Annotated in this window: 23 protein-coding genes; 14 read left to right on the forward strand and 9 right to left on the reverse strand. The window is 64.5% G+C overall.

Annotated elements, in window-relative coordinates:
* Window positions 1-128 precede the first annotated feature (128 nt).
* The gene (locus tag J7347_RS01630) at window positions 129-791 is read left to right on the forward strand and encodes a hypothetical protein (RefSeq protein ID WP_156502024.1); all 663 of its coding nucleotides are present in this window, start codon (window positions 129-131) and stop codon (window positions 789-791) included.
* 26 nt (window positions 792-817) lie between these two features.
* Here J7347_RS01630 and era read toward each other — a convergent pair whose 3' ends face one another.
* The 3 genes from era to lepB are packed head-to-tail and all read right to left on the reverse strand — an operon-like array spanning window position 818 to window position 3,274.
* Complete coding sequence (gene era / locus J7347_RS01635) at window positions 818-1,747, reverse strand: GTPase Era (protein WP_209160595.1); 930 nt, start codon at window positions 1,745-1,747, stop codon at window positions 818-820.
* Window positions 1,744-2,415 carry a ribonuclease III gene (rnc, locus tag J7347_RS01640; RefSeq protein WP_209160596.1) on the reverse strand — a complete coding sequence of 224 codons (672 nt, stop codon included), beginning with the start codon at window positions 2,413-2,415 and terminating at the stop codon, window positions 1,744-1,746. Before rnc ends, era begins: the two co-directional genes overlap by 4 nt.
* 10 nt (window positions 2,416-2,425) lie before the next feature.
* Window positions 2,426-3,274: a signal peptidase I gene (lepB, locus tag J7347_RS01645; protein WP_209160597.1), complete on the reverse strand. Its 849-nt coding sequence runs from the start codon at window positions 3,272-3,274 to the stop codon at window positions 2,426-2,428.
* Window positions 3,275-3,352: 78 nt separating this feature from the next.
* Between lepB and pgi the strand changes: the two genes are divergently transcribed.
* From pgi to J7347_RS01665, 4 genes are all read left to right on the forward strand, one after another.
* Window positions 3,353-4,936, forward strand: coding sequence for a glucose-6-phosphate isomerase (pgi, locus tag J7347_RS01650; RefSeq protein WP_067680693.1), 1,584 nt, complete (start codon window positions 3,353-3,355; stop codon window positions 4,934-4,936).
* A complete protein-coding gene (locus J7347_RS01655) occupies window positions 4,933-5,823 on the forward strand; it encodes a DUF4886 domain-containing protein (RefSeq protein ID WP_067680691.1) in 891 nt (296 codons plus the stop codon). The genes pgi and J7347_RS01655 overlap by 4 nt, the downstream gene beginning before the upstream one ends.
* Before the next feature lie 74 nt (window positions 5,824-5,897).
* On the forward strand, window positions 5,898-6,566 hold the full coding sequence (locus tag J7347_RS01660) for a CDP-alcohol phosphatidyltransferase family protein (RefSeq protein ID WP_348521569.1): 669 nt from the start codon (window positions 5,898-5,900) through the stop codon (window positions 6,564-6,566).
* 202 nt (window positions 6,567-6,768) lie between these two features.
* Window positions 6,769-8,175: a DEAD/DEAH box helicase gene (locus tag J7347_RS01665; protein ID WP_209160598.1), complete on the forward strand. Its 1,407-nt coding sequence runs from the start codon at window positions 6,769-6,771 to the stop codon at window positions 8,173-8,175.
* A gap of 3 nt (window positions 8,176-8,178) precedes the next feature.
* Here J7347_RS01665 and J7347_RS01670 read toward each other — a convergent pair whose 3' ends face one another.
* On the reverse strand, window positions 8,179-9,273 hold the full coding sequence (locus J7347_RS01670) for a mechanosensitive ion channel family protein (RefSeq protein ID WP_209160599.1): 1,095 nt from the start codon (window positions 9,271-9,273) through the stop codon (window positions 8,179-8,181).
* A 191-nt stretch (window positions 9,274-9,464) separates the two neighbouring features.
* Here J7347_RS01670 and gorA point away from each other — a divergent pair, with 191 nt between their 5' ends.
* From gorA to J7347_RS01700, 6 genes are all read left to right on the forward strand, one after another.
* The gene (gene gorA / locus J7347_RS01675) at window positions 9,465-10,832 is read left to right on the forward strand and encodes a glutathione-disulfide reductase (RefSeq protein ID WP_209160600.1); all 1,368 of its coding nucleotides are present in this window, start codon (window positions 9,465-9,467) and stop codon (window positions 10,830-10,832) included.
* A gap of 84 nt (window positions 10,833-10,916) precedes the next feature.
* Window positions 10,917-11,471, forward strand: coding sequence for a TspO/MBR family protein (locus J7347_RS01680; protein WP_209160601.1), 555 nt, complete (start codon window positions 10,917-10,919; stop codon window positions 11,469-11,471).
* A 43-nt stretch (window positions 11,472-11,514) separates the two neighbouring features.
* Window positions 11,515-11,760 (forward strand): accessory factor UbiK family protein, encoded by a 246-nt coding sequence (locus J7347_RS01685; protein ID WP_067678742.1) that lies wholly within the window; start codon window positions 11,515-11,517, stop codon window positions 11,758-11,760.
* Window positions 11,761-11,786: 26 nt separating this feature from the next.
* The gene (locus tag J7347_RS01690) at window positions 11,787-12,395 is read left to right on the forward strand and encodes a recombination protein O N-terminal domain-containing protein (RefSeq protein WP_067678739.1); all 609 of its coding nucleotides are present in this window, start codon (window positions 11,787-11,789) and stop codon (window positions 12,393-12,395) included.
* Window positions 12,392-13,459, forward strand: a complete 1,068-nt coding sequence (gene leuB, locus J7347_RS01695) for a 3-isopropylmalate dehydrogenase (protein WP_209160602.1) — start codon at window positions 12,392-12,394, stop codon at window positions 13,457-13,459. The genes J7347_RS01690 and leuB overlap by 4 nt, the downstream gene beginning before the upstream one ends.
* A 31-nt stretch (window positions 13,460-13,490) precedes the next feature.
* The gene (locus J7347_RS01700; RefSeq protein ID WP_245173758.1) at window positions 13,491-14,630 is read left to right on the forward strand and encodes a glycosyltransferase family 2 protein; all 1,140 of its coding nucleotides are present in this window, start codon (window positions 13,491-13,493) and stop codon (window positions 14,628-14,630) included.
* A gap of 4 nt (window positions 14,631-14,634) precedes the next feature.
* On the opposite strand, the gene J7347_RS01705 is transcribed toward J7347_RS01700, so the two are convergent.
* Window positions 14,635-15,921 (reverse strand): phospholipid carrier-dependent glycosyltransferase, encoded by a 1,287-nt coding sequence (locus tag J7347_RS01705; protein WP_209160604.1) that lies wholly within the window; start codon window positions 15,919-15,921, stop codon window positions 14,635-14,637.
* A 243-nt stretch (window positions 15,922-16,164) separates the two neighbouring features.
* Here J7347_RS01705 and J7347_RS01710 point away from each other — a divergent pair, with 243 nt between their 5' ends.
* On the forward strand, window positions 16,165-16,374 hold the full coding sequence (locus J7347_RS01710) for a hypothetical protein (RefSeq protein ID WP_209160605.1): 210 nt from the start codon (window positions 16,165-16,167) through the stop codon (window positions 16,372-16,374).
* 126 nt (window positions 16,375-16,500) lie between these two features.
* Window positions 16,501-17,706, forward strand: a complete 1,206-nt coding sequence (locus tag J7347_RS01715) for an aminotransferase class I/II-fold pyridoxal phosphate-dependent enzyme (protein ID WP_209160606.1) — start codon at window positions 16,501-16,503, stop codon at window positions 17,704-17,706.
* A 7-nt stretch (window positions 17,707-17,713) separates the two neighbouring features.
* Here the strand turns inward: J7347_RS01715 and J7347_RS01720 are convergent, their stop codons facing one another.
* The gene (locus J7347_RS01720; RefSeq protein WP_067678721.1) at window positions 17,714-18,139 is read right to left on the reverse strand and encodes a DUF6628 family protein; all 426 of its coding nucleotides are present in this window, start codon (window positions 18,137-18,139) and stop codon (window positions 17,714-17,716) included.
* A 127-nt stretch (window positions 18,140-18,266) separates the two neighbouring features.
* A complete protein-coding gene (locus J7347_RS01725) occupies window positions 18,267-18,584 on the reverse strand; it encodes an excalibur calcium-binding domain-containing protein (protein ID WP_156501934.1) in 318 nt (105 codons plus the stop codon).
* Window positions 18,585-18,665: 81 nt separating this feature from the next.
* Here J7347_RS01725 and apaG point away from each other — a divergent pair, with 81 nt between their 5' ends.
* A complete protein-coding gene (gene apaG / locus J7347_RS01730) occupies window positions 18,666-19,064 on the forward strand; it encodes a Co2+/Mg2+ efflux protein ApaG (protein WP_067678718.1) in 399 nt (132 codons plus the stop codon).
* 10 nt (window positions 19,065-19,074) lie between these two features.
* Here apaG and J7347_RS01735 read toward each other — a convergent pair whose 3' ends face one another.
* On the reverse strand, window positions 19,075-20,631 hold the full coding sequence (locus tag J7347_RS01735; protein ID WP_348521535.1) for a Ppx/GppA family phosphatase: 1,557 nt from the start codon (window positions 20,629-20,631) through the stop codon (window positions 19,075-19,077).
* Complete coding sequence (locus tag J7347_RS01740) at window positions 20,628-22,850, reverse strand: RNA degradosome polyphosphate kinase (RefSeq protein ID WP_245173759.1); 2,223 nt, start codon at window positions 22,848-22,850, stop codon at window positions 20,628-20,630. The genes J7347_RS01735 and J7347_RS01740 overlap by 4 nt, the downstream gene beginning before the upstream one ends.
* Between the last annotated feature and the right edge of the window lie 31 nt (window positions 22,851-22,881).

Raw genomic sequence — 22,881 nt, forward strand, 5'->3', positions numbered from 1 at the left:
GTCGGTTCTCTTAATGAGGCGACGCTCAAATCTGATGAGCAAGGTCGCTGTAGACAGTCTCAAAATCGCGATTTAAAAATCTTGAGGATTCGAATTCGGAAAAACCCCGAAAGGGAGGAGTCACTGCTATGCGGCGCAAAATGCCAAGGAGAAAAATGCTTCTTCTCATGATGGGTGTGCTCGGATTCGTTGCATCACCATCTTTGGCAGAGACTACGGCGCCTTCATTCGACCGAAGATCGCTCAACATGCTCACCTCAGGACCATTATCGGCCAGCGCTGATCGCGTTTCGGCCTTTGCCGTCACCGTGGATCTGTGGGTCGATCCTAGCGGGAAGATCTACAAGTGCTCCTCCTCGCTTTTCGCCGGAGAGATAAACAAGGTCGATGAAGTCTGCGCGAGTTACGAGCAGGTAAAATTGGTTCCGGCAAAAAATCATGAGGACGAGCCGACCTTCGGACGTCTGATAACCATGTTGAAAATCGTCAGTCACGGTCAAAAGAACGAGAGGGAAGTCAGAAACGCTACAACGTCTCCCGATGTCGAAATTGTTTTGAACAAATTTCCTGAGGGTTCCGATGGCCCGTACAACCTTTCTCTTGTCGTGGCGGTCGACGATCAGGGTAACGTCGCCGAATGCGACGGCTCGCCTGAAATTGCCGAGGTGCTGAAAAAAATTGTCTGTTCCCGGATCGAGGATGGTAATTTCGGCGTGATGACCTCTCAGAGCGGACAGGCGGTGCCGTATGTCACTAACCTGAGCGCGAGGTTTACGTCACAAGCGCAGTGACCGTTCGAGTAGTGAAGGAAAATCCTTCACCGCACCCAGTCCAGCCCCATCTCCTCGAACATCTCCTTGTCCTCGCTCCAGCGCTCGTCGGTCTTCACGTGCAGGAAGAGGTGGACCTTGCGGCCCAGCAAGTCGCTTAGCTCTTCGCGCGCGGCCTGTCCGATTTCCTTGATGCGGCTGCCGCCCTTGCCGAGGACGATTGCGCGCTGGTTGTCGCGCATGACGACGATCTGCTGGTGGATTTCGACGCTGCCGTCCTGGCGCTCGACATATTTCTCGGGCCGCACTGCGCTGTCATAAGGCAGTTCCTCATGCAGCTGCTTGTAGAGCTGTTCGCGCGTGATCTCGCAGGCCAGCAGGCGCTCGCTCGCATCGCTGACCTGGTCTTCGGGATACATCCACGGCGCTTCCGGCATCAGCGCGGCGAGGGCGGCTTTCATCTCCGCGACGCCATCGCCCGTCAGGGCGGAGACGAAGTAGATTTCGGCAAAGTCTACCTTTTCGCCCAGCTCCTGCGCCAGGGCGAGCAGCGGCTCTTTCTTCGCCCGGTCCACCTTGTTCAGAACCAGGATCTTGCGTTCGGGCCGACCGGCAATCTGTTCGATCAGCGGTTCCAGTTCGTGCCTGCGCTGCTTGATCGGATCGACCATCAGCAGCACCGCGTCCGCCGCTTCCGCGCCTTCCCAGGCCGCGCTCACCATTGCGCGGTCGAGGCGCCTTTTGGGAGCGAAGATGCCGGGCGTGTCGACGAGGATCATCTGCGTGTCGGGATCGGTATCGGGGTGCAGCGCGATGCCCATCATGCGGGCGCGCGTGGTCTGTGCCTTGGCGCTGGTGATCGCCACTTTCTGGCCGACCAGCTGGTTCACCAGCGTGGACTTGCCCGCATTCGGCGCGCCGATCACGGCGACGACGCCGCATTTGGTCTGGCCGCCTTTGATTTGATTGTCGCTCACCCGTATTTCTCCATGAATTTTTTCGCCGCCGCCTTTTCCGCCTCGCCCTTGCTGCCGGCGGTGCCTTGCGCCTCGCCGACCTTGTGGACCTTGACCCGGACGGTGAATTTCGCCGCGTGATCGGGGCCCGACCGGTCGACGACTTCATATTCGGGCGGCTTGCGTTGATTGCCCGCTGCCCATTCCTGCAGCGCGCTCTTGGGATGCTTGGCCTTGCCCGCGCCGCTTTCCAGCGCGGGCCGCCACAATTGGTGCACGAGATCGCGCGTTGCGGCAAAGCCGTGTTCGATGAAATGCGCGCCCAGCAGCGATTCCATTACGTCGCCCAGAATGTTGTCGCTGTCGCGCCCGCCATCGGCCATGGCCTGTTTCGAGATGCGGACATGCGGCGCAAGGCCGATGCCGCGCGCGATCTCGGCGCACATGGCGCGGCTGACGAGAGCATTGAGGCGCTGGGACAGCTTGCCTTCGGGCGCTTCGCTGCGTTCGAACAGCCAGTCCGCAATGGCGAGGCCCAGTACCCGGTCGCCCAGAAATTCCAGCCGTTCGTAATCGCGCTTTTCTCCCATGCTGCCATGGGTGAGCGCGGCCTGCCACAGGGCCTGATCGGTGACCGTATAGCCGGTCGCTTCCAGCCACTGCCTCGCTTCGGGCGTCAATTCGCTCATAATCGTGGCCTCATAGGGTTTTTCCGATGCGGTCCCACCGCGCGGCGGTGAACCAGGTCCAGGGTTTGACCCATTCGGCGCTGCCATCGGTGGAAAAAAGGATCATGCTCGCGCGTCCCACGAGCCGATCCGCAGGCACCAGACCGACTCCGCCGCCGGGTTGCGCGGCATAGCGGCTATCCTGCGAATTGTCGCGGTTGTCGCCCATTACGAACAGACGGCCATCGGGAATTGCGATGGGGCCGAAATCGTCCGCCGGCCCATAGCCCAGGTCGAGCACGCGATAGGAGCGACCGTTGGGTAGGGTTTCGATCGTGCTGGGATAGTCGCAGACCGGGCCTTCCTGCGTCGTCCGTTCGTGCGCCGCGGGGTGGCAGCCCGTATTCGCGGACAGCGGAATTGCGAGCGGCGCCGCCCCGTCCTGCGGCACGGGCGCACCATTCAGCAGCAGACGCCCGCCGCGCAGTTCCACAATATCGCCGGGCAGGCCGATCACCCGCTTGATGTAATCTACCTCGTCATAGGGATGCTTGAAAATCACGACGTCGCCGCGTTCCGGCAGGCGCGCGAAGATGCGACCTTTCAAGAAGGGCGCATCGAAGGGCAACGACAGGCGCGAATAGCCATAGGGCCATTTCGCCGCCACGATGTAATCGCCGTTCCGCAGCAAAGGCAGCATGCTTTCGCTGGGGATGGTGAAGGGCGCGAACAACAGCGTGCGGAAGAGGATGACCGCCAATACCAGCTTGAGCACGAAGGCGATAAAACTCCCCCAGCTTTCGTCCTTCTCGGATCGGCCGTCCGCCTGGTCCCCGTCGCGCCGGGCATCCGACGGTTCGAGCTTGGCACTCGTTGTCATTCCGGCCAGGCTTCGGGCTTGTCGATCATCGCAGCGATCCCTAGGCGCAGGCGGATCGCCACGAAAGGATTTTCGCATATGTCCGCCGCACCCGACCATGCCGCCGCTGTCGATATCTGGACGCGTATCGAAGCGCTGCCGCGCCCCACGCTGGGCGAGCTTTTCAGTAGCAAGCGCGACGGGGGAGAGGGCGCGGACGAACCGGCCGGGGCGGAGCGAGTCGCCATGCTGTCGGGCCGGATCGGCTGGGGCAAAGAGGAATCGGCGGGCGGCATCCTGTTCGACTGGTCGAAGACGCATCTCGACAGCGCGCTTCTCGATGCATTCGAAGATCTCGCCAAGGCTTGCGATTTCGCCGGGCGGCGGGCGGCGCTGCTGGCGGGCGAGCGGATCAACGTCACCGAAAACCGCGCCGTAACCCACACTGCGGAACGCGGGACCGGGGCGGATGCGGATGTGGAGGAGGCCGCGGCGCTCCACGACCGGATGCGAATGCTGGTCGAAGCGATCCACCAGGGTGCTCTGGGCGAGGTGAAGCACCTGATCCATATCGGCATCGGCGGTAGCGCGCTGGGCCCCGCGCTCGCCATCGACGCACTGGCCCGCGACTTCCCGCTGGTGGACGTCCATGTCGTCTCGAATATCGACGGCGTGGCGCTGGAAGCGGCGTTCGAAGCCTGCGATCCGGCGACGACCATGATCGCGGTGGCCAGCAAGACCTTCACCACCATCGAGACCATGACCAATGCGCAGAGCGCGCTCACGTGGCTCAAGGATAATGGCGTCGCCGATCCTTCGGGCAGAGTGGTCGCACTGACGGCGAGCCCGGAAAAGGCAGTCGAATGGGGTGTCGACGAGACGCGGGTGCTGCCCTTCATGGAAAGCGTCGGCGGGCGCTATTCGCTGTGGTCCTCGATCGGCTTTCCGGTCGCGATCGCGGTGGGATGGGACGATTTCGAAGCGATGCTGGCAGGTGCGCAGGCGGTCGACCGGCATTTCGCCGAACAGGAAGGGCGGGCCAATCTCCCGCTCCTCGCCGCTTTCGCCGATCGGTATTACGCCCGCGTCCGGGGCTGCCAGACCCGCGCCGTCTTTGCCTATGACGAGCGGTTCGGCCTGTTTCCCGACTATCTCCAGCAGCTCGAAATGGAATCGAACGGCAAGCGGGTCACAACCGACATGCAACCGGTGAACGAGCCGACTGCGCCGATCACCTGGGGCGGCGTGGGCACCGATGCGCAGCATGCGGTGTTCCAATTGCTGCATCAGGGCACACATCTGATCCCGGTCGATTTCATCGCCAGCATCGCGCCGGGCGATGCGCTCGACCCGGCGCATCACCGAATCCTGCTGATGAATTGCTTCGCGCAAGGGGCCGCCTTGATGAAAGGCGATCCGGGCGACAATCCCGCGCGCCATTTCCCCGGCGACCGGCCGAGCGCCACCATGCTGGCCGACGATCTCGACGCGGCGAGCCTGGGCGCGCTGATCGCGTTCCACGAACACCGCACCTTCGCCAATGCCGTGTTGATGGGGATCAATCCGTTCGACCAGTTCGGCGTGGAGCTGGGCAAGAGCATGGCCAAGGCAATCGAGCGCGGCGGGGAAAGTTTCGACGCCAGCACCGAAGCCCTGCTTGACGCGGCAGGGATGGCACAATGAACCGCGCCGCCCGTTTGGCCCTGTCTGTCGCGGCTTTCGTCACGGGGGCGCTCGCCGCGCCGCTCGCGGCCCATGGGCCCGACCGCATCCTGTTCATCGGCAACAGCTTCACGCAGGGCGCGAACAGTGCGGTGCTGCGATATCGCCCCGACAGCGTCGAGGATCTGAACGCCGAAAAGCCCGAAGATCGCGTCGGCGGCATCCCCGCTCTGTTCGCCAAATTCGCCGAGCAGGCGGGCATGGAATGGTCGGTCCACCACGAATTGCGCGGCGGCACGACGCTCGATTTCCACCTCAACGAAAAGCGCGAGGCGATCGATCAGGGCTGGGACGTGGTGGTGATGCAGCAATATTCGACGCTGAATCCCGAACGTCCGCTCGATGCCACCGACACGCGCCGCGATGCCCCCGCGCTCGCCGCTTTGTTTACTGCCGCGAAGCCCGACGTGCGCGTTTATCTGATGTCGACCTGGAGCCGCGCCGACCAGACCTACAAGCCGAACGGCCACTGGTATGGAAAGCCGGTGGAGACCATGGCGCTCGACCTAAGGCGCGAACTGGACGCGGTCGACGCGGCGAGCGAGGATATCGATGCGGTGATACCCGTGGGCGAAGCGTGGAATGCCGCGATGGCAGCGGGAATCGCCGATCCCAACCCCTATGACGGGCGCGATTACGACACGATCGATCTGTGGAGCTACGATCACTACCATGCCAGCGCGGAAGGGTCATATCTCGAAGCGCTGACGGTGTTCGCGCAAGTGACCGGCTACGATGTGCGTCAATTCGGCGGGAGCGAGCGCGCCGCTCACGAACTCGGGATCGAAGGCAAGGTGGCCGAAGCCTTGCAGCGCATCGCGGCAGCCCAGGTGGGCATGGCCGAGTGACTCAAGGACCCGACGAAGGAAACAGCGGCTCCAATACCGGCGAGCAGGCACCCGCCGCGCCGCCGCCCGTTCGGATTCAGGAAAACGTGCTGGCGCGCAGCGAGAGGAAGCTGCTGAACGCGATCTGCGCCCGCCTGCCGGGCTGGGTTACGCCCGACATGATGACCTTCCTCGGCATGGTGGGGGCGGTGCTCGTCTTCGCGGGCTATCTGCTCAGCAATCTGGGCGAAAATTGGCTGTTCCTCGCCATCGCGGGCTATGCGGTGCAATGGTTCGGCGATTCCACGGATGGGAGCCTGGCGCGCTTCCGCAAGATCGAACGCCCGCGCTACGGCTATTTCCTCGACCATAGCTGCGACGGACTGGCGACGCTGCTGGTGCTCGCGGGGATCGGCCTGTCGCCTTACGTCGAACTGGAAGCGGCACTCGTCGCGCTGGCGGGCTATCTCCTACTCTCGATCCACGCCTTCCTGCGCGTTCGGGTGCTGAGCGAGATGAAACTGTCCTACCTTGCCGCCGGGCCAACCGAGCTGCGCTTCCTGTTGATCGGCTTCACGCTGGCGATGATGACGTTCGGCAGCGAAGGGCAGGGCTGGTTCGGGCGGATTTCCGGCTTCGATATTTTTACCGCGTCTGCGGGCACGATCATGATCGTCCTGTTCGTCCATCAGACCCTCGTGACTGCGCGGCGATTGGCGGTGGAAGAGCCCGCGCGCAACGCGGAATGGCGCGGGCGCAGTTGAGCCGTGCTTGACTTTAGGCGCGGGCGCGCCCACTTGGCGGTCACCGAAGCGCGCTAGCCAGCGTGAAGCGGCGCAGGGCGAGATAGCCGGCGCCCCGGCCGCGCCTCGGAAATTCCCAGACTCCCCTTTTCACGCGGGTGGTTTCCAAACCCCGCGACCGTGCGCCCATTTTCCGCGCGCGCCGCATTTCATGCGAGTTTTCATGACACAGTTTTCCGATCTCGGCCTCTCTCAGCCGGTTCTCCAGGCCCTCGACCTCAAGGGTTACACCACGCCGACGCCGATTCAGGCGCAGGCGATCCCGCCCGTCCTTTCGGGCCGCGACCTGCTCGGCATCGCGCAGACCGGCACCGGCAAGACCGCCGCCTTCATGCTTCCCAGCATCGATCGGCTGCGCGATGCGGACAAGCAGACTCCGTTCAAATCCTGCCGCATGCTGGTGCTCGCCCCGACGCGCGAACTGGCCGGGCAGATCGCCCAGAGCGCCAAGGATTACGGCGCGCTGGCGGGCCTCAAGGTCCATTCCATCGTCGGCGGCACTTCGGTCAACAAGGACCGGAACAAGCTGCATCGCGGCACCGATATTCTCGTCGCGACGCCGGGCCGCCTGCTCGACCTGATCGATCAGAAGGCGTTCAATCTGAACGGCGTCGAAGTGCTGGTGCTGGACGAAGCGGACCAGATGCTGGACCTCGGCTTCATCCACGCGCTGCGCAAGATCCACCAGCTCGCGCCGAAAGAGCGCCAGACGCTGTTCTTCAGCGCCACCATGCCGAAGCAGATCAAGGAACTGGTCGGCGCCTATTGCAAGGACCCGGTCCAGGTCAGCGTGACGCCGGAAAGCACGACCGCCGAGCGGATCGAGCAATATCTCTTCATGGTCCAGCAGGACGAGAAGCAGAGCCTGCTCGAACTGATCCTGTCGGGCCGCCATCAGGTGCCGGGCAAGATCGAGCGCGTGCTGATCTTCGCGCGCACCAAGCATGGCTGCGACCGCGTGGTGAAGAAGCTGGCGCAGACCGGTATCCAGGCCAATGCGATCCACGGCAATAAGAGCCAGCCGCAGCGCGAACGCGCGCTCGACGAGTTCAAGCGCGCCAAGACGCCGGTGCTGATCGCGACCGACGTGGCGGCGCGCGGGATCGATATTCCCGGCGTCAGCCACGTGATCAATTACGAGCTGCCCAACGTGCCCGAACAATATGTCCACCGCATCGGGCGCACCGCGCGCGCCGGGGCGGACGGGATCGCGATCGCTTTCTGTGCCGAGGACGAGCGGAGTTATCTCAAGGATATCCGCAAGACGACCGATGCCGAATTCGAGCGTCTGCCGCTGCCCGACAATTTCCGCGCCGTGGTCGAAGGTGTCGGCCCGACCAAGCCCGCGCCCAAGCAGCAGCGCATGGCCCGCCCGCGCGTCACGCCCACCGGCGATGCCGCCAAGCAGCGCAAGGCCAAGCATCCGGCACGCAAGGGCCGTCCGCAGGGTTCGGGCCAGAGTGGCGGATCGGGTGGTCAGGGCCAAGGGTCCGGCCAGTCCGGTGGAAACCGCAATCGTCGCCGCAGGAGCGGTGGCGGTGGTGGTGGCGGCGGGGCCCCGCGCGGCTGATCTTCAGCGGGGCGCTTCGGCGTCCCGCTCTTCAGGCTCGGGCGAGACGATCCGCAGCTTGGCGAAGGCTTCGGGCTGATTGTCCGCCAGGAATTCCAGCATTCCTTCGCGAATATCGCAGCGCAGGTCGAACAGGGTGGGCGAATCCTTCGCGCTCATCAGCAGGCGGACCTCGATCGCGTCACGCTTGGTTTCGGTCACCTGCGTTACCTGTACGCGCTGGTCCCAACGCGGATTGACGCGCACCTGCCGTTCGAATTCCGCGCGGATCGGCCCGATCCTGGTCGCGGGATCGAGATAGAGGAACACTGTGCCGAGAAGCTGCGAGGTCTTCTTGGTCCAGTTCTGGAACGCGCCTTCGAGGAAATGGGTGGTCGGCACGATCAGGCGCCGCTCGTCCCAGATCTTCACCACCACGTAAGTCGTGCGGATATCCTCGATCCAGCCCCATTCGCCTTCGATGATGACGACATCGTCGATATTGATCGGTTCGGTCAGCGCCATCTGGACGCCCGCGATGAGGTTCTTGAGCGCGGGCTGGGCCGCAGCGCCCACCGCTAGACCCGCGAGACCCGCCGAGGCGACCAGCGTCAGCCCGACATCGCGCACGCCGGGTATCGACAGCAGTACCAGCCCCACCGTCACGAACACGATCAGGAAAGTGGCGATGCGGTTCAGCATCGTCAGCTTGGTGCGGCGGCGCCTGGCGGCGAGATTGTCCGCCACGGTGATGTCCGCGCGCAGCTTCATCGCTTCCACCAGCGCGTGAAGGATCGAAAGCGCGATCCAGCCGACCAGCGCCGGCATCACGAAGCCGGCGACCTTCTGCCAGATCGTGTCGAAAGCGGGTATCTCGCGCGCCGTCATCACCAGCGCCAATCCGATCAGCGCATAGCGGGTCGGACGGGCGAGGCGGCGCACCAGCACAGTGTCCGATTCGCTGTGCGATCGGCGCGCCAGCCGGCGCAGGATGGTGAAGGCGATCCAGTGCACGGCCAGCGCGGCAAGGATCGCGATGGTGGCATAGGCGACGAGGTTCCAGGGGTAGGGCAGAAGCCCGGCGGTCTGGACAACGCGATCGGTAATGGGGTCTTTCATGCTGTCTCCCGTTCGGAAGGACGTGATCGGTGCAGCATCCCTCCCGGGGGATACCCGACCAATGGCTGAGCGCGGCGCGCGGTTCCCGCCCGTTTCCCGCCAAACTTCGATGGCTCTCGCGGTTGGCAATCGCGCCAGCGGCCTCCATATCGCCCGCTCATTCTCTTTCTCCCCCCCGATTGGAGCACCCGATGGCCGCGAACAGCGAGACGAACGAATACGATTACGACCTTTTCACCATCGGTGCCGGATCGGGGGGCGTGCGCGCCAGCCGGGTATCCGCCGCGCATGGTGCGAAGGTTGCGATCGCGGAGGAGCACCGGGTGGGCGGAACCTGCGTGATCCGTGGCTGCGTGCCCAAGAAGATGCTCGTCTACGGCGCGCATTTCGCCGAGGATCTGGAAGATTGCCAGCGGTTCGGCTGGGAAATCGGCGAGCGCAAGTTCGACTGGAAGACCCTGCGGGACAATGTGCTCGACGATGTGACCCGGATCGAGGGGGCTTATACCGACACGCTCGAAAATCACGACGTCACGATCTTCAAGGAACGCGCCGAGATCACCGGCCCGCACGAGATCACGCTGGCCAGCGGCAAGACCGTGACGGCCAAACATATCCTGATCGCCACCGGCGCGCATCCGCGCATGCCCGAATGCCAGGGTGCCGAACACGCGATCAGTTCGAACGAGGCGTTCCATCTCGACGAATTGCCCAAGAAGATCATCATTGCGGGGGGGGGCTATATCGCCAACGAGTTCGCAGGTATTTTCAACGAGTTCGGCTGCGACGTTCACATCGTCAATCGCGGCGAGGTGCTGCTGCGCCAATATGACGAGGCGGTGCGCGATCGCCTGTTGCAGATCAGCACGATGAAGGGGATCAAGTTCCGCTTCAACACCACGTTCGAATATATCAAGCCGTGCGACGAGGGTGGCTATTTCGTCAAATTGTCGGATTGCGACGAGGAGAAGGCCGATCTCGTGATGTTCGCGGTCGGCCGCGTGCCGAACATCAAGGGGCTCGGCCTGGAAAATGCGGGCGTCGAGCTGGGCGATTCGGGCGAAATCAAGGTCGATCGCTTCAGCAAGACCAATGTCGATCACATCTATGCGGTGGGCGACGTGACCGATCGCGTTCAGCTGACGCCTGTCGCCATCCGCGAAGGCCAGGCCTTTGCCGATACCGTTTTCGGCAAGGGCGATCCGGTGGCCGTAGACCACAGCTGCATTCCCAGCGCCGTCTTCAGCCATCCGCCGATCGCGGCGGTCGGCATGACCGAGGGCGAAGCGAAGAACCAGCTCGGCAGCGTGAAGGTCTATCTCAGCGATTTCCGCCCGATGAAGAACGTGCTGGCAGGCCGCAACGAACGCAGCCTGATGAAGATGATCTGCGATGGAGAGAACGGCAAAATCGTGGGCATCCACATGATCGCGCCCGAGGCGCCCGAAATGATGCAGGCCGCCGCGATCGCGGTGAAGGCCGGGCTGACCAAGGCCGATTTCGACGCCACCGTTGCGATCCACCCGACCATGGCGGAAGAACTGGTGCTGATGCGGTGATCTGCGCTCTGTGATTGGCAAGCGATGCGCGACCCGCCACAAGCGGGCGGTGTCGCGAATCGGTATCGGGGGACGAGAACCGTAATGACCATGCTTGCCTCGCGCGGACAATTGCGCGCCAGTTTCATTCGCTGGGCGCTGTTTACCGTGCCGCTTATCGTGTTGCTGGGTTTCCTCGCCGGTCAGGCTGGCGGGCCGGATTCCTTGTGGTTCCAGACGTTAGACAAGCCCGCGATCTATCCGCCGCCTGCCACGTTCGGGATTGTGTGGTCGATCCTCTACGTCATGGTCGGCCTGTCGCTGGCGCTGATCTGCGCGGCGTGGGGGGCGCGCGGACGCACGATCGCGCTGGTCGTGTTCGCGGTGCATTTCCTCTGCAATCTCGCCTGGACGCCGGTTTTCTTCGGAATGCAGGAGATGACCGGCGGGCTCGTGGTGCTGGGCCTCGTGATCGCAACGTTGATCGCCACCATCGTGCTGTTCTGGAAGATCCGCGTTCTGGCGGGCGTTCTGTTGCTGCCCTATCTCGCCTGGGTGCTGTTCGCCTTCGTGCTGAACTGGCAGTTTCTTCAGCTCAATCCCGATCTCGACGGCGGCCTTCCCGATGCTCCGGTGGAGCGGGTGCGGATCGGCACCTGAATCGGCAATTGAAGCCGGGCCGCGCTGCGCCTAGATAGGCGTCATGCAGAGCCAGAACCCGCTGATCGCCGATTTCGTCAAGCTCGCCAATTCGGCGGCCGGAACCTTTGCCGGAATGACCCGCGAGGCGCGCGAGACCGCGCGCGAACGGGCGCGCGAAGCGTTCGGCGGCATGGATTTCGTGACGCGCGAGGAATTCGACGCGGTCAAGGCGATGGCCGCCAAGGCGCGCGAACAGGCCGACGATCTCGCCGCGCGCGTCGCAGCCCTGGAAGCCAAGTCTTCGTGACTTTCGCCCCGGACTAGGGGCTGCCCATGCACCTGTCCGCTCCCGCTATCGTGATCGCTGCGCGCCCGCATGGCGAGACGGCGGTGATCGCGCGACTGTTCACGCACGAAGCGGGCGTGGTCGCGGCCTATGTGGCGGGCGGGCGCGGGCGCCAGCTGCGCCCGGTGGTGATACCCGGCAATATCGTCGCGGCGGAAATCCGCGCCAAATCGGACAGCCAATTGCCGTTCGCGCGGCTGGAACTTTCCGTCAGCCGCGGCCCGTGGTTGAGCGAGCCGCTGCCATCCGCCGCCATCGCCTGGGCCTGTGCGGTGACGGCCGCGACCCTGCCCGAACGCAATCCCTATCCCGCACTCCACGCCGCGCTCGGCGCGCTGCTCGACGCGGTCTGCCATGCCCCGTCGGCGCGCGGCTGGGTCGAAGCGCTGATCGGATACGAGACCCTGCTGCTGCGCGAGGCGGGCTATGGCGGAAGCGCCACGACCCGGCCCGAGATAGCCGATCTAGGCCGGGGCCTCGAAATTCTCGACCGGCTGGAGGGCCCGATCGCGACCTATCTGATTGCCGACATGCGCGCCGATGTTATGGCCGCTCGCAGACAATTGCGCGACCGGTTGGCGAGGATTTTGGCATGAAGATCGCAGTTTTGCCCGGCGACGGGATCGGCCCAGAAGTGACCGCAGCGGCGCTGCGCGTGCTCGACACGCTGGCGCTGCCCGGCCTGGTATTGTTCGAAGGCGATGTGGGCGGCATCGCCTATAAGCGCCACGGCCATCCGCTTCCGCCTGAAACGCTGGAGATGGCGCGCGCCGCCGATGCGGTCCTGTTCGGCGCGGTCGGCGATCCGGCATGCGACGATCTGCCGCGCGAACACCGCCCGGAACAGGCGATCCTGGGCCTACGCGCCGAACTCGGCCTGTTCGCCAATCTGCGCCCGGCGGCGGGCTGGCCGGGGCTGGAGGATCTGTCGCCCCTGAAGCCGCAGCTCGCGCGCGGGATCGATCTGCTGGTGGTCCGCGAGTTGAACGGCGATGTCTATTTCGGTGCCAAGGGCGAGCGCGACAGCGATGGCGGGCGCGAAGGGTGGGATTCCATGTCCTACAACGAAGCCGAAGTGCGCCGCATCGCCCATACTGGTTTCCGTGCCGCGCAGTCGCGCCGCAAGCGCCTGACCAGCGTGGATAAGGCCAACGTGCTCGAAACCAGCCGCATCTGGCGCGAAACGGTGATCGATGTCGCGCGCGACTATCCCGATGTCACGCTCGACCACATGTATGTCGACAATGCCGCGATGCAGCTCGTCAAGAGCCCCGGCCGGTTCGACGTGATCCTGACCGGAAACCTGTTCGGCGATATCCTGTCCGATCAGGCGAGCGCCTGCGTCGGTTCGATCGGGCTCCTGCCCAGCGCCTCCCTCGGCGAACGCACGACAGAACACGGCACGTTCGGCCTGTATGAGCCCATCCATGGCAGCGCGCCGGACATTGCTGGTGAGGGCAAGTCCAACCCGCTCGCCGCGATCCTCAGCCTCGCCATGCTGCTGCGCCATTCGCTGGGGCGCGAGGCGGATGCGGGCCGGGTGGAACGCGCGGTGGCACAGGTGCTGAAGGACGGTGTGCACGGAGCGGATCTGGGTGGCACTGCCTCGACCGAAGCAATCTGCGATGCCGTTATTAGGGCGCTGGAAACCATATCTTGAGAATTGCGGCTTAGGCGAACATGGCATGGACATGACGCCTTCGACCCTTTCCGAAGAGACGATAGTGAGCCAGTCGGTGGCAGCGCCGCTCGAACTCGCCATCGTGCTGCCGACATTCAACGAACGCGACAATCTCGCGCCCCTGATGGACCGGATCGCCGACGCGCTCGGCCCGGTGGGCTGGGAAGTCGTGGTGGTGGACGACCACTCTTCCGACGGCACGTCCGACGAGGCGCGCCGCCTGGCTCTGTCCGACCCGCGCATTCGCGTGATCGAACGGATCGGCAGGCGCGGCCTGTCGAGCGCGGCGATCGAAGGTTTCTGCGCCACCGCCGCACCCTATGCCGCGGTGATGGACGCCGATCACCAGCACGATCCCAAGCTGCTCGTGCCGATGCTGGCCGCGGTCAAGGCGGGCGAGGCCGATGTCGCCGTCGCCAGCCGCTTCGCCGAAGGGGCCAGCATGGCCGAATGGAACCGCCCGGACCGCGAAAAGCTGTCGGGTGTGGCCAACACGCTGGCCCGCAAGCTGACGGGCGTGGATCTCAGCGATCCGATGAGCGGGTATTTCCTGCTCGAAACCGCCACTGCCCGCAAACTCGCGCCGAAACTGTCGGCGATCGGCTTCAAGATATTGCTCGACCTGCTCGCCACCAGCGAAGAGGCTCTGCGCGTCAAGGATTTCCCGATGAACTTTTCCGCCCGCCGCTCCGGCGAAAGCAAGCTCGATCGCGCGATCGCGTTCGATTTCCTCGCCGGGCTTTACGATAAGAGCTTCGGACGCGTGATACCTACCCGGTTTGCCCTGTTCGGAACGGTCGGCCTGATCGGCGTGGTCGTCCACATGGCTCTGCTGTATCTGTTCCTCGCTGCGGGCACCCAGTTCAGCATCGGCCAGGCCGTGGCGACGTTCGGCGCGATGACGTTCAATTTCTGGCTCAACAATTTCCTGACCTATCGCGACCGGCGCCTGACCGAATCGAAGGCAGTGTTCTGGGGCTGGGTCAGCTTCATCGCCGCCTGTTCGATCGGCGCCTTCGCGAATGTCGCGGTGGCGACCACGCTGCACGATCGCGGACTTCACGAAATCGCGGCCGCTTTGGTCGGGATCGGGATCGGGTCGGTCTGGAATTATGCCCTGTCGAGCCGCTTCGTCTGGGGCCGCTTCTAAGCGTCTACTGCCAGCTTTTCAGCCAGGTGTATTCGAGAAACGCCATTTTCCCATCGAGCGGGGCGGCGGACAGGATCGGGTAGAACCAGGCGAACAGCGCCGCGCTGATCGCGAGCGGACCCAATGCCAGCCAGCGCCTGCCGCTCTGCCACAGCGCGTCGAGCGCCAGCGCCAGCGCAGCCAGCAGGAACATACTCGGCAACAGATAATGGTAATAGAACTGGATGGGCTTGGCTGCCACGATCCAGAAGCCGAGCGTGAGCAGATAGAGCAGCGCGACCGACAGCGCGGCGGGATCGCGCTTTGCCAGACCGCGCCAAAGGCACCAGACGAGCGCGGGCAGGCCCAGCAGCATGGTCAGTGGATTGCCGATCAGCAGAATACCGCGATAGGCGCCATCGACCGGTTCGTAGAGATACCAGATCGCCCGCCAGTTCAGCACCCATTGCCACCACACCGATTGGTAGGGATGGGGCTTCACCACGTTTTCCTGCATTGTCAGCATGGTACGGTGCAGGTCGAGAATGTTGGCAGGTGCGCCCGCGCTGCCGATTGCGCCCTCACTGAAGAGATAGGCTGGCAGATAGGTCGCGGCGTATACCATCAGCGGGAGCAGGCCGAGCCAGAATGCGGCTTCGACCAGCGTGATCCCCGGCACCGGCAGGCCGCGACGGCTGAGGAACAGACGCCGCCGCCCCGCCGCCCAGCGCAGGGCCAGGAAGACGAGACCGGGCACGGGCGCGAGAACCAGCGCGTTCCATTTCGACGCCATAGCGAGGCCCAGCATTACGCCTGCGATTGCGAGGCGGCGGCGGCCTGTCTCCGGCTCGCGCATGGCGGCTACGCTCTGCCAGAAGGCGAGCGCGAGGAAGGCGAGATAGAAAATGTCGAGCATCGCGATGCGCGCATTCACGAACAGCAGGAAACCGGTCGCGAGCAGGACGCCATAGGCGAGCGTGGCGAACCGGCTCAGCGTGGCGAACCACAACGCGCGCATGGAAGCGAACAGTGCGGCCGCACCGGCCACCACCGGAAGGGCGCGCCAGCCCAGGGGAGTGTCGCCGAAAACCAGGACGCTCAAGGCCAGCAATTGCTTGGCGAAAGGCGGATGTTCGCGATTGGTGAACTCGCCGAGCGACAGCCACTCGCGCAGGGCGGGGACGTAATGGACCTCGTCGAAATAGGCGATGCCGGGGATTGTCAGCCGCACGCAGCACAGGGCCAGGAATGCGATTGCCAGCAGCGCGCACCAGCCGATGGGATCCTGCGATGCAGTGCGCGCTGATTTCATTCCGGGCCCGGTACGGTCGGCTCGCGCGCTTGACAAGTCCGGTGCTTGCCCTGGATCCTGCCCGCCACAGTTGCGTTCCCGCCACAGCCATTGTGCGAAGCGCCCGGATCGCGCAATCAGGCCCGGTGTTGCGTCGGCATCATGCTATGCTATCGGAAACCTACCGAACTTTCGGGCCTGTTTGGTGGAAAAAGTCGCAATCGCCCGGTCGCCTTCGATGATCGAAGAAATGGAGAATTTGTTATGAAACGTGCTCTTGCACTCGGCGCAGCCGCAGCCGCCATGATCGCGGCTCCGCTTGCCGCTGCCGATCGCATGTCCGCTCCGGTGGACAGCGAATCGGAAATCGGCGGTGCGAACCGCGGCCTCCTGCTGGTCGGCGTCGCAGCCGCCCTGGTCACCGTCATCCTCATCGCCAATGATGACAATGAGGACGAAGCGGTCAGCCCCTGAGGCCTCCACGATATGAATAAAAAGGGGCGGGAAGGCGACTTCCCGCCCCTTTTTGCTGCGCCCTTTTTATCGCGCGCCCCGTCAGCTTTGTTGCGAGCTGCGGCACCCTTGCCTAAGCGTGCAGGCATGAAAAAGACCACCGGAACCGACCGCTCGATCACGCAGACTTGGCGCCCCGCCACACAGGCCGTCCGCGGCGGCACCTGGCGGTCAGAGCATGGCGAGACCAGCGAGGCGCTGTTCCTGACGTCCGGCTATACGTACGACGATGCCCAGACCGTGGCCGATCGCTTCGCTGGCGAGGCCGAGGGCATGACCTATTCGCGCCTCCAGAATCCGACCGTTGCGATGCTGGAAGAGCGGATCGCGCTGCTCGAAGGGGCGGAAGCCTGCCGCGCGCAGGCGAGCGGGATGGCGGCGATGTCGACTGCGCTTCTGTGCCAGCTGTCGGCGGGCGACCATGTCGTCGGCGCACGCGCTGCCTTCGGTTCGTGTCGCTGGCTACTCGACAGCCTGCTGCCCCGTTTCGGGATCGAGACGACAGTGGTCGACAGCGCCGATAACGATGCGTGGGAAAGGGCGATCAGGCCCAACACCAAGGTCTTCTTTTTCGAAACGCCCGCCAATCCGACGCTCGATATCGTGGATATGGATTACGTGTGCCGCCTTGCGAAGGATCGCGGCATCGTGACCGTGGTCGACAACGCCTTTGCCACCAGCGCCTTGCAGAAACCGATGGATTTCGGCGCGGACGTGGTCGCGTATTCGGCCACCAAGCTGATGGATGGGCAGGGCCGGGTGCTGGCGGGCGCGGTGTGCGGATCGAAGGAATGGATCGACGAGGTGCTGCTGCCGTTCCAGCGCAATACGGGGCCCAATATCGCGCCGTTCAACGCCTGGGTGGTCTTGAAGGGACTCGAAACGCTCAGCCTGCGCGCCCACCGGCAGAGCGAGAATGCCGTCACGCTCGGCAAGGCGATCGAGGGGCGCAAGCTTGAAATGCGCCACCCCGGCCTTTCCAGCCATCCGCGCCACGCGCTCGCCATGCGGCAGATGGCCGCGACCGGGCCGGTTTTCGCCTTCGATGTCGGCAGTCGCGAAACTGCCTTCGCCGTGCTCGACGCGCTCCAGCTCATCGACCTGTCCAACAATATCGGCGATTCGCGCAGCCTCATGTGTCACCCCGCCAGCACGACCCATGCCGGGATGACGGCCGAAGCGCGTGACGAAATGGGCGTTAGCGAGGGCCTGCTACGGATCAATGTCGGGCTGGAGGATGTCGAGGATCTGATCGAGGATCTCGACCGCGCGCTCGACACGGCGGGGCTGTAACTCCCGGTCAGGCCGGGCAGCAATCGTCGAGCGCTGCGCCAAGCGCGGCGGCGGTCGACCACGCGCGGTTGCAGGGCGCATCGTCTGTCAGCGCGGCATGCGCGGCGAGGCCTTCGCCATCGATCATGGCCAGAATCAGACCCTCGTCGCGCGTCATGCCCGGCGCGCAGCAGGGGGCGAGGCGGATCTTGCGGCGCGAGCTGCCCGCGAGTTCGACTACGAGACTGCGCGCAAGCGTCAGCGGGCGCTGGAAGCCCGATCCGAACGTATCGAGAGCGAGCAGCGCCGCCGAGGCGTCGCGCAATCCGCAGCCGACCATGCGGCGAATCAGCACCATCGCGACGCGCCTGCCGCGGTTCTCCGGCATCGGCAGCACCAGGGCGGTTTCGGGCCGACCGGGCGCGGGAGCAGGGGTGGGAGCGGCGTTGGACATCGAATCCTCCTTGTTTCGGTCCCACCATAATATGCAAATGCAAATCATTCGCAACAGGTGATCGGACGCAGGAGGCAGTTATTCCCAAGCCAGTTCTGCTTGCAGCCAATCCCGCGGCTTGTCGTAATCAGACCTCGCAGGCGATCCCGTCATCGTCGCGGTCCAGACCGGCGCGATAGCCGGGATCGCCGCGCCGCAGCGGCGCCTTTCCGGCGGCTCGCACGGCGGCGCAATTGGCGTAATAGACGCGCCCGTCGATCGATTGCGCGGTGGCAACCGGCTGTGACGCGCGCCCGCTGCGATGGCAGTGATAGCCGCCCGTCTTGCGATTGTTGTGGCAGCCTTCGCCGTTCAGCCCGCCGGGATGGGCGATGGCCGGTCCGGCCCAGGGGAGAGTGGCCGCTGCCCCGGCAAGGGCCAGCAGTGTGAGGAATGTCCTTCGCATCGGCCGAGCCCTAGGCCATGTTTCTTGCCAATTCCCTGCCCGCCCTTGCCCTCGGCGCGTCTATGCCTATTCTGAAGCGCGATGAAATTTCTCTTCCCCCATGCCGCCATCACGCACGACATCACCGTGAGGGTCTCGGTCAATTATATGCCCGAACAATCGCGGCCCGAGGTCGGCAAGTGGTTCTGGGTCTATCACATCCGGATCGAGAACGGATCGGACGAGACCGTGACGCTCAGGCGCCGACACTGGCGGATCACCGATGGCGAAGGGCGGATCAGCATCGTCGATGGCGACGGAGTGGTCGGCGAAGAGCCCACGCTCGCGCCCGGCCAGTCGCACGATTACGTGTCGGGCTGCCCGCTCGAAACGCCGCACGGGTCGATGGAAGGTTTCTACACCTTTCACCGTCAGGACGGATCGCCGATGGAGGTGCGCATCCCCTTCTTCCCGCTCGCTGCGCCCGCGACGACGCATTGAGGCACGGGGACTAGATTCCGGGCGCGTCCGCCTCGGAATCGTCTTCCGGATCGGTGTCGGTCGGCGCGATCTTCAGCTTCGCTTCGAGGCCGAGCCAGGCGGCCAAATTCTCGAAGTCGCGCGTGACCGGATAATGGGCGAGTTCGGCACGCGACGGGTCGATCCGCAGCACAAGTCGCTTTTTCTTGCACTGCAGGCGTGACGCCGCGAGCGCGGGGCGCGATCCGCCGCCGAGCTTGCGCGCCAGCCGAAAGCCGAGCCCCCAGGTCACGGCTTCATGCAAGGTATCGCGATCGGCCAGTGCCAGCAGTCGCTCGGGATAATCGGTCCGCCCGATGCTGGCATGGAGCGCCGCGCAGATCTGGGCGCGTTCGCGCGGCGTGCAGTCGATCCAGCGCTTGTCGAGCGCCCAGGCGATGGCGTGCGACAGTCGCAGATTGGGCTCGACCCGCTGCAAGGCATCGGACAATTGCGCTGCGACCAGCCGCAGGCGCTCGGTATTCGCAGATCCGTCGGACCGTCCGCCATCGCCCGCCAGATCGACGCTCCAGCCTGCGACCAAAGCTGCATCGGTGATCGCTGCGCCCAGCATTGTGGCGAATTCGCTGACGCCCGCAATCAAGGGATCCTTGGCGCGCTGGACGGGATCGAGCCGGTCGAACAGCAGCCCTTCGCGAATGCCCCAGCTGGAAAAGACCAGCTCGTCCGGCTCCAGCGATTTGAGCAGCGGGCGCAGCAGGGCCGCGGCGTCGGGCAGATATTCGGCGCGCATCTGGCTGATGCCGGGGCATTGAGCCAGCTTTTCGGGATCGGCGGAAATCAGCCGCTGCGCCAGGGTATCGGCCTCTTCCACGTCGAGCCGGAAGCCGTGCGGATCGCTCAAGGGATAATCGCGCCGCATCATCGCGTAGGCGGCAAAGGCCCGCCATGTACCGCCGACCATATAGAGCGGTCCGGGATGCGCCGCCGCCCAGCCGACCCGATCGAGCTGCGCGCGCACGCGCTTGGCGAAACCCTTCTTGTCGGACCGGTCGAGCGCGGGAAGGCGCAGAGTGCCGAGCGGCAGGCTGGACGCCTGATGGCATTCGCCATCCACGATCGAGACCAGTTCGAGGCTTCCGCCGCCAAGATCCGCCACCACTCCGCGCGCGCCGGGGAAGGCGCCGATCGCGCCGGTCGCGCTGATGCGTGCCTCCTCCTCGCCCGTCAGCAGGCGCGGTTCGAGGCCGAGTGCGGCGACGGCGGCAAGAAATTCCGGCCCGTTTTCCGCATCGCGCGCCGCCGCCGTGGCAACGGTCTGTATATCCGTGACGCCGAGATCTTCGAGGATGCGCGCATAGCGGGCGAGTGCGCCGAGCGCTTCGTCGCTGGCCTCTTCGGGTATCCGCCCCGTTTCCGACAGATCGCGCCCGAGCCGTGCGGCCACTTTCTCGTTCCAGACGGTGCGCGGTGCGCGAGGCGATCCTTCGTAGATGACCATACGCACCGTGTTCGATCCGATGTCGATCACTGCGCGCGGCAGGTGGACGATGCGCTTCTCGCGCCGTGTGCCAAACGCTTCGCTCACGATGCGGCCTCCTGCTCGGGATGCTGGCCCAGCCGCAGGCGTGGCACGGCATCGGCTTCCAGCGCCTGGCCGCGACCGGATAGGGAAGGATTGCTCATGAAATAGCGATGGCAGTTGAAGCCTTCCGCTTCCACCCCATCAGTGTCGGCATCGTCCGATCCCATGCGCTCGTACTGGCCGTCGGCATGCAATTCCCAGCTCTGTTCGGTGTCGAGGATGTTGGCCAGCATGACCTGGCCCAGCACCTGATCGTGCACAGTCTTGTTGGTGATGGGCACCATCACCTCCACCCGCCGATCGAGATTGCGGCTCATCGCGTCGGCGCTGGTGATATAGACTTTGGCCTGACGACTGGGCAGCGTCTTGCCATTGGCGAAGGCCCAGATGCGGCCATGTTCCAGAAAGCGCCCGATGATCGATTTGACCTGGATGTTTTCTGACAGGCCGGGAATCCCCGCCTTCAGCGAACAGATGCCGCGCACCACCATGCGGATTTCCACGCCCGCTGCGCTGGCTTCGTAGAGCTTGTCGATCATCCCGCGATTGGTGATCGCGTTGAGCTTGACCCAGATGCCGGACGGCTCACCTGCGCGCGCGGCGGCGATTTCCGCATCGATCAGTTCGTAGAGTTTTTCGCGGATGCCGCCGGGCGATATCGACAGCGCTTCGAGCTTTTCGGGCTCGATATAGCCGGTGACGAAATTGAACAGCCGCGCGGCATCGCGGCCCAGGGCCGGATCGGCGGTAAAGAAGCTGAGGTCGGTATAGATCTTGGCGTTGATCGGGTGATAATTGCCCGTGCCGAAATGGCAGTACGTGCGATACCCATCCTCTTCGCGGCGGACCACCAGGCTGACCTTGGCGTGGGTCTTCAACTCTGTGAAGCCGTAGATCACCTGCACGCCCGCGCGCTCCAGCTCGCTCGCCCAGCGGATATTGCGCTCCTCGTCGAAGCGGGCCTTCAATTCGACCACGGCGGTCACGGCCTTGCCGTTCTGTGCCGCCTCGACCAGCGCGGCGATCACCGGGGACTGGTCGCCCGCGCGATAGAGCGTCTGCTTGATCGAGACGACATTGGGATCGTTCGCCGCCTGAGCGAGGAAGTCGACCACCACATCGAAGCTTTCGAAGGGGTGATGGATGACGATGTCCTTCTCGCGGATGGCGGAAAAGCAATCGCCGTCATGCTCCAGAATGCGCTCGGGATAGCGCGGGCTGAAGGGCGAGAATTTGAGATCGGGGCGCGGCTCGTCGCAGATCGCATCGAGATTGCGCAGGCCGAGCATCCCTTCTGTCTTCACGATCATGGCGGCATCGACGTCGAACTGTTCGCGCAGCAGCGCTTCCGCCTTGTCGTCGCACTCGTCGTCCAGTTCGAGAAGGACAGCGCGGCCGCGGCGGCGGCGCTGGATCGCGGTGCGGAAATAGCGGACGAGATCCTCGGCCTCTTCCTCGACCTCGATGTCGCTATCCCTCAGGACGCGGAAAACCCCGTCGCCCAGGATTTTGAAACCGGGAAAGAGCAGGGTGGCAAAGCGCGTCACCAGCTTCTCGATCGCGATATAGACCGCCTTGTCTCCCGGCACGCGCACGAAGCGCGGCGCGCCGCTGGGGATCAGCACCATCTCCATCAGATCCGCCTTGCGCTTGCCGCGCTTCAGGCGAAAGATCAGGCCCAGCCCCATGGTCTGCACGAAGGGGAAGGGGTGGCTCGGATCGATGGCCTGCGGCGTGATCAGCGGCAGGATATCAGTGGTGAAGTACTCTTCCGCCCATTTTGCCTGCTCTTCGTCGAGCTGGTCGGTATCGGCGATCAGGATGCCTGTCTCCGCCAGCAGATCGCGCAAGGCGAGCAGGCTGCGCTGCTGGCGATGCTCCAGCCTCAGCACCTGTTCGCGGATCGCGGTCAATTGCTGGCGCGGAGTGCGCCCGTCGATCGCATGCGTATCGATCCCGCGAGTCATCTGCCCTTCCAGCCCCGCGATGCGCACCATGGTGAATTCGTCGAGATTGCTGGCGGAGATCGACAGGAAGCGCAGGCGTTCGAGCAGCGGATAGGCCGGGTTCTCGGCCTCTGCCAGCACGCGGCGGTTGAAGCTCAGCCAGGACAATTCGCGGTTGGTGTAACGTTCCGCCGCCTCGTCCAGCGTCACGGGCGTCGCCGAAGCGGTGTCCGAGGTGTCGACGGGGTCGGAGGCGTTCATCGGCGTATCGTCCATCTGCTCGGCGCTAGAGGCGCTGTGCTACGGA

Origin of the sequence: Erythrobacter sp. A6_0 (assembly GCF_017744235.1) — a bacterium.
Lineage (GTDB): Bacteria > Pseudomonadota > Alphaproteobacteria > Sphingomonadales > Sphingomonadaceae > Qipengyuania.

Coding starts and splice junctions, on each gene's coding strand:
- J7347_RS01630 (WP_156502024.1), top strand. CDS start 129: ATGCGGCGCAAAATGCCAAGGAGAAAAATGCTTCTTCTCATGATGGGT.
- rnc (WP_209160596.1), bottom strand. CDS start 2,415: ATGAGCGAATTGACGCCCGAAGCGAGGCAGTGGCTGGAAGCGACCGGC.
- lepB (WP_209160597.1), bottom strand. CDS start 3,274: ATGACAACGAGTGCCAAGCTCGAACCGTCGGATGCCCGGCGCGACGGG.
- pgi (WP_067680693.1), top strand. CDS start 3,353: ATGTCCGCCGCACCCGACCATGCCGCCGCTGTCGATATCTGGACGCGT.
- J7347_RS01655 (WP_067680691.1), top strand. CDS start 4,933: ATGAACCGCGCCGCCCGTTTGGCCCTGTCTGTCGCGGCTTTCGTCACG.
- J7347_RS01665 (WP_209160598.1), top strand. CDS start 6,769: ATGACACAGTTTTCCGATCTCGGCCTCTCTCAGCCGGTTCTCCAGGCC.
- J7347_RS01670 (WP_209160599.1), bottom strand. CDS start 9,273: ATGAAAGACCCCATTACCGATCGCGTTGTCCAGACCGCCGGGCTTCTG.
- gorA (WP_209160600.1), top strand. CDS start 9,465: ATGGCCGCGAACAGCGAGACGAACGAATACGATTACGACCTTTTCACC.
- J7347_RS01680 (WP_209160601.1), top strand. CDS start 10,917: ATGACCATGCTTGCCTCGCGCGGACAATTGCGCGCCAGTTTCATTCGC.
- J7347_RS01685 (WP_067678742.1), top strand. CDS start 11,515: ATGCAGAGCCAGAACCCGCTGATCGCCGATTTCGTCAAGCTCGCCAAT.
- J7347_RS01690 (WP_067678739.1), top strand. CDS start 11,787: ATGCACCTGTCCGCTCCCGCTATCGTGATCGCTGCGCGCCCGCATGGC.
- leuB (WP_209160602.1), top strand. CDS start 12,392: ATGAAGATCGCAGTTTTGCCCGGCGACGGGATCGGCCCAGAAGTGACC.
- J7347_RS01700 (WP_245173758.1), top strand. CDS start 13,491: ATGACGCCTTCGACCCTTTCCGAAGAGACGATAGTGAGCCAGTCGGTG.
- J7347_RS01705 (WP_209160604.1), bottom strand. CDS start 15,921: ATGAAATCAGCGCGCACTGCATCGCAGGATCCCATCGGCTGGTGCGCG.
- J7347_RS01710 (WP_209160605.1), top strand. CDS start 16,165: ATGAAACGTGCTCTTGCACTCGGCGCAGCCGCAGCCGCCATGATCGCG.
- J7347_RS01715 (WP_209160606.1), top strand. CDS start 16,501: ATGAAAAAGACCACCGGAACCGACCGCTCGATCACGCAGACTTGGCGC.
- J7347_RS01720 (WP_067678721.1), bottom strand. CDS start 18,139: ATGTCCAACGCCGCTCCCACCCCTGCTCCCGCGCCCGGTCGGCCCGAA.
- J7347_RS01725 (WP_156501934.1), bottom strand. CDS start 18,584: ATGCGAAGGACATTCCTCACACTGCTGGCCCTTGCCGGGGCAGCGGCC.
- apaG (WP_067678718.1), top strand. CDS start 18,666: ATGAAATTTCTCTTCCCCCATGCCGCCATCACGCACGACATCACCGTG.
- J7347_RS01740 (WP_245173759.1), bottom strand. CDS start 22,850: ATGGACGATACGCCGATGAACGCCTCCGACCCCGTCGACACCTCGGAC.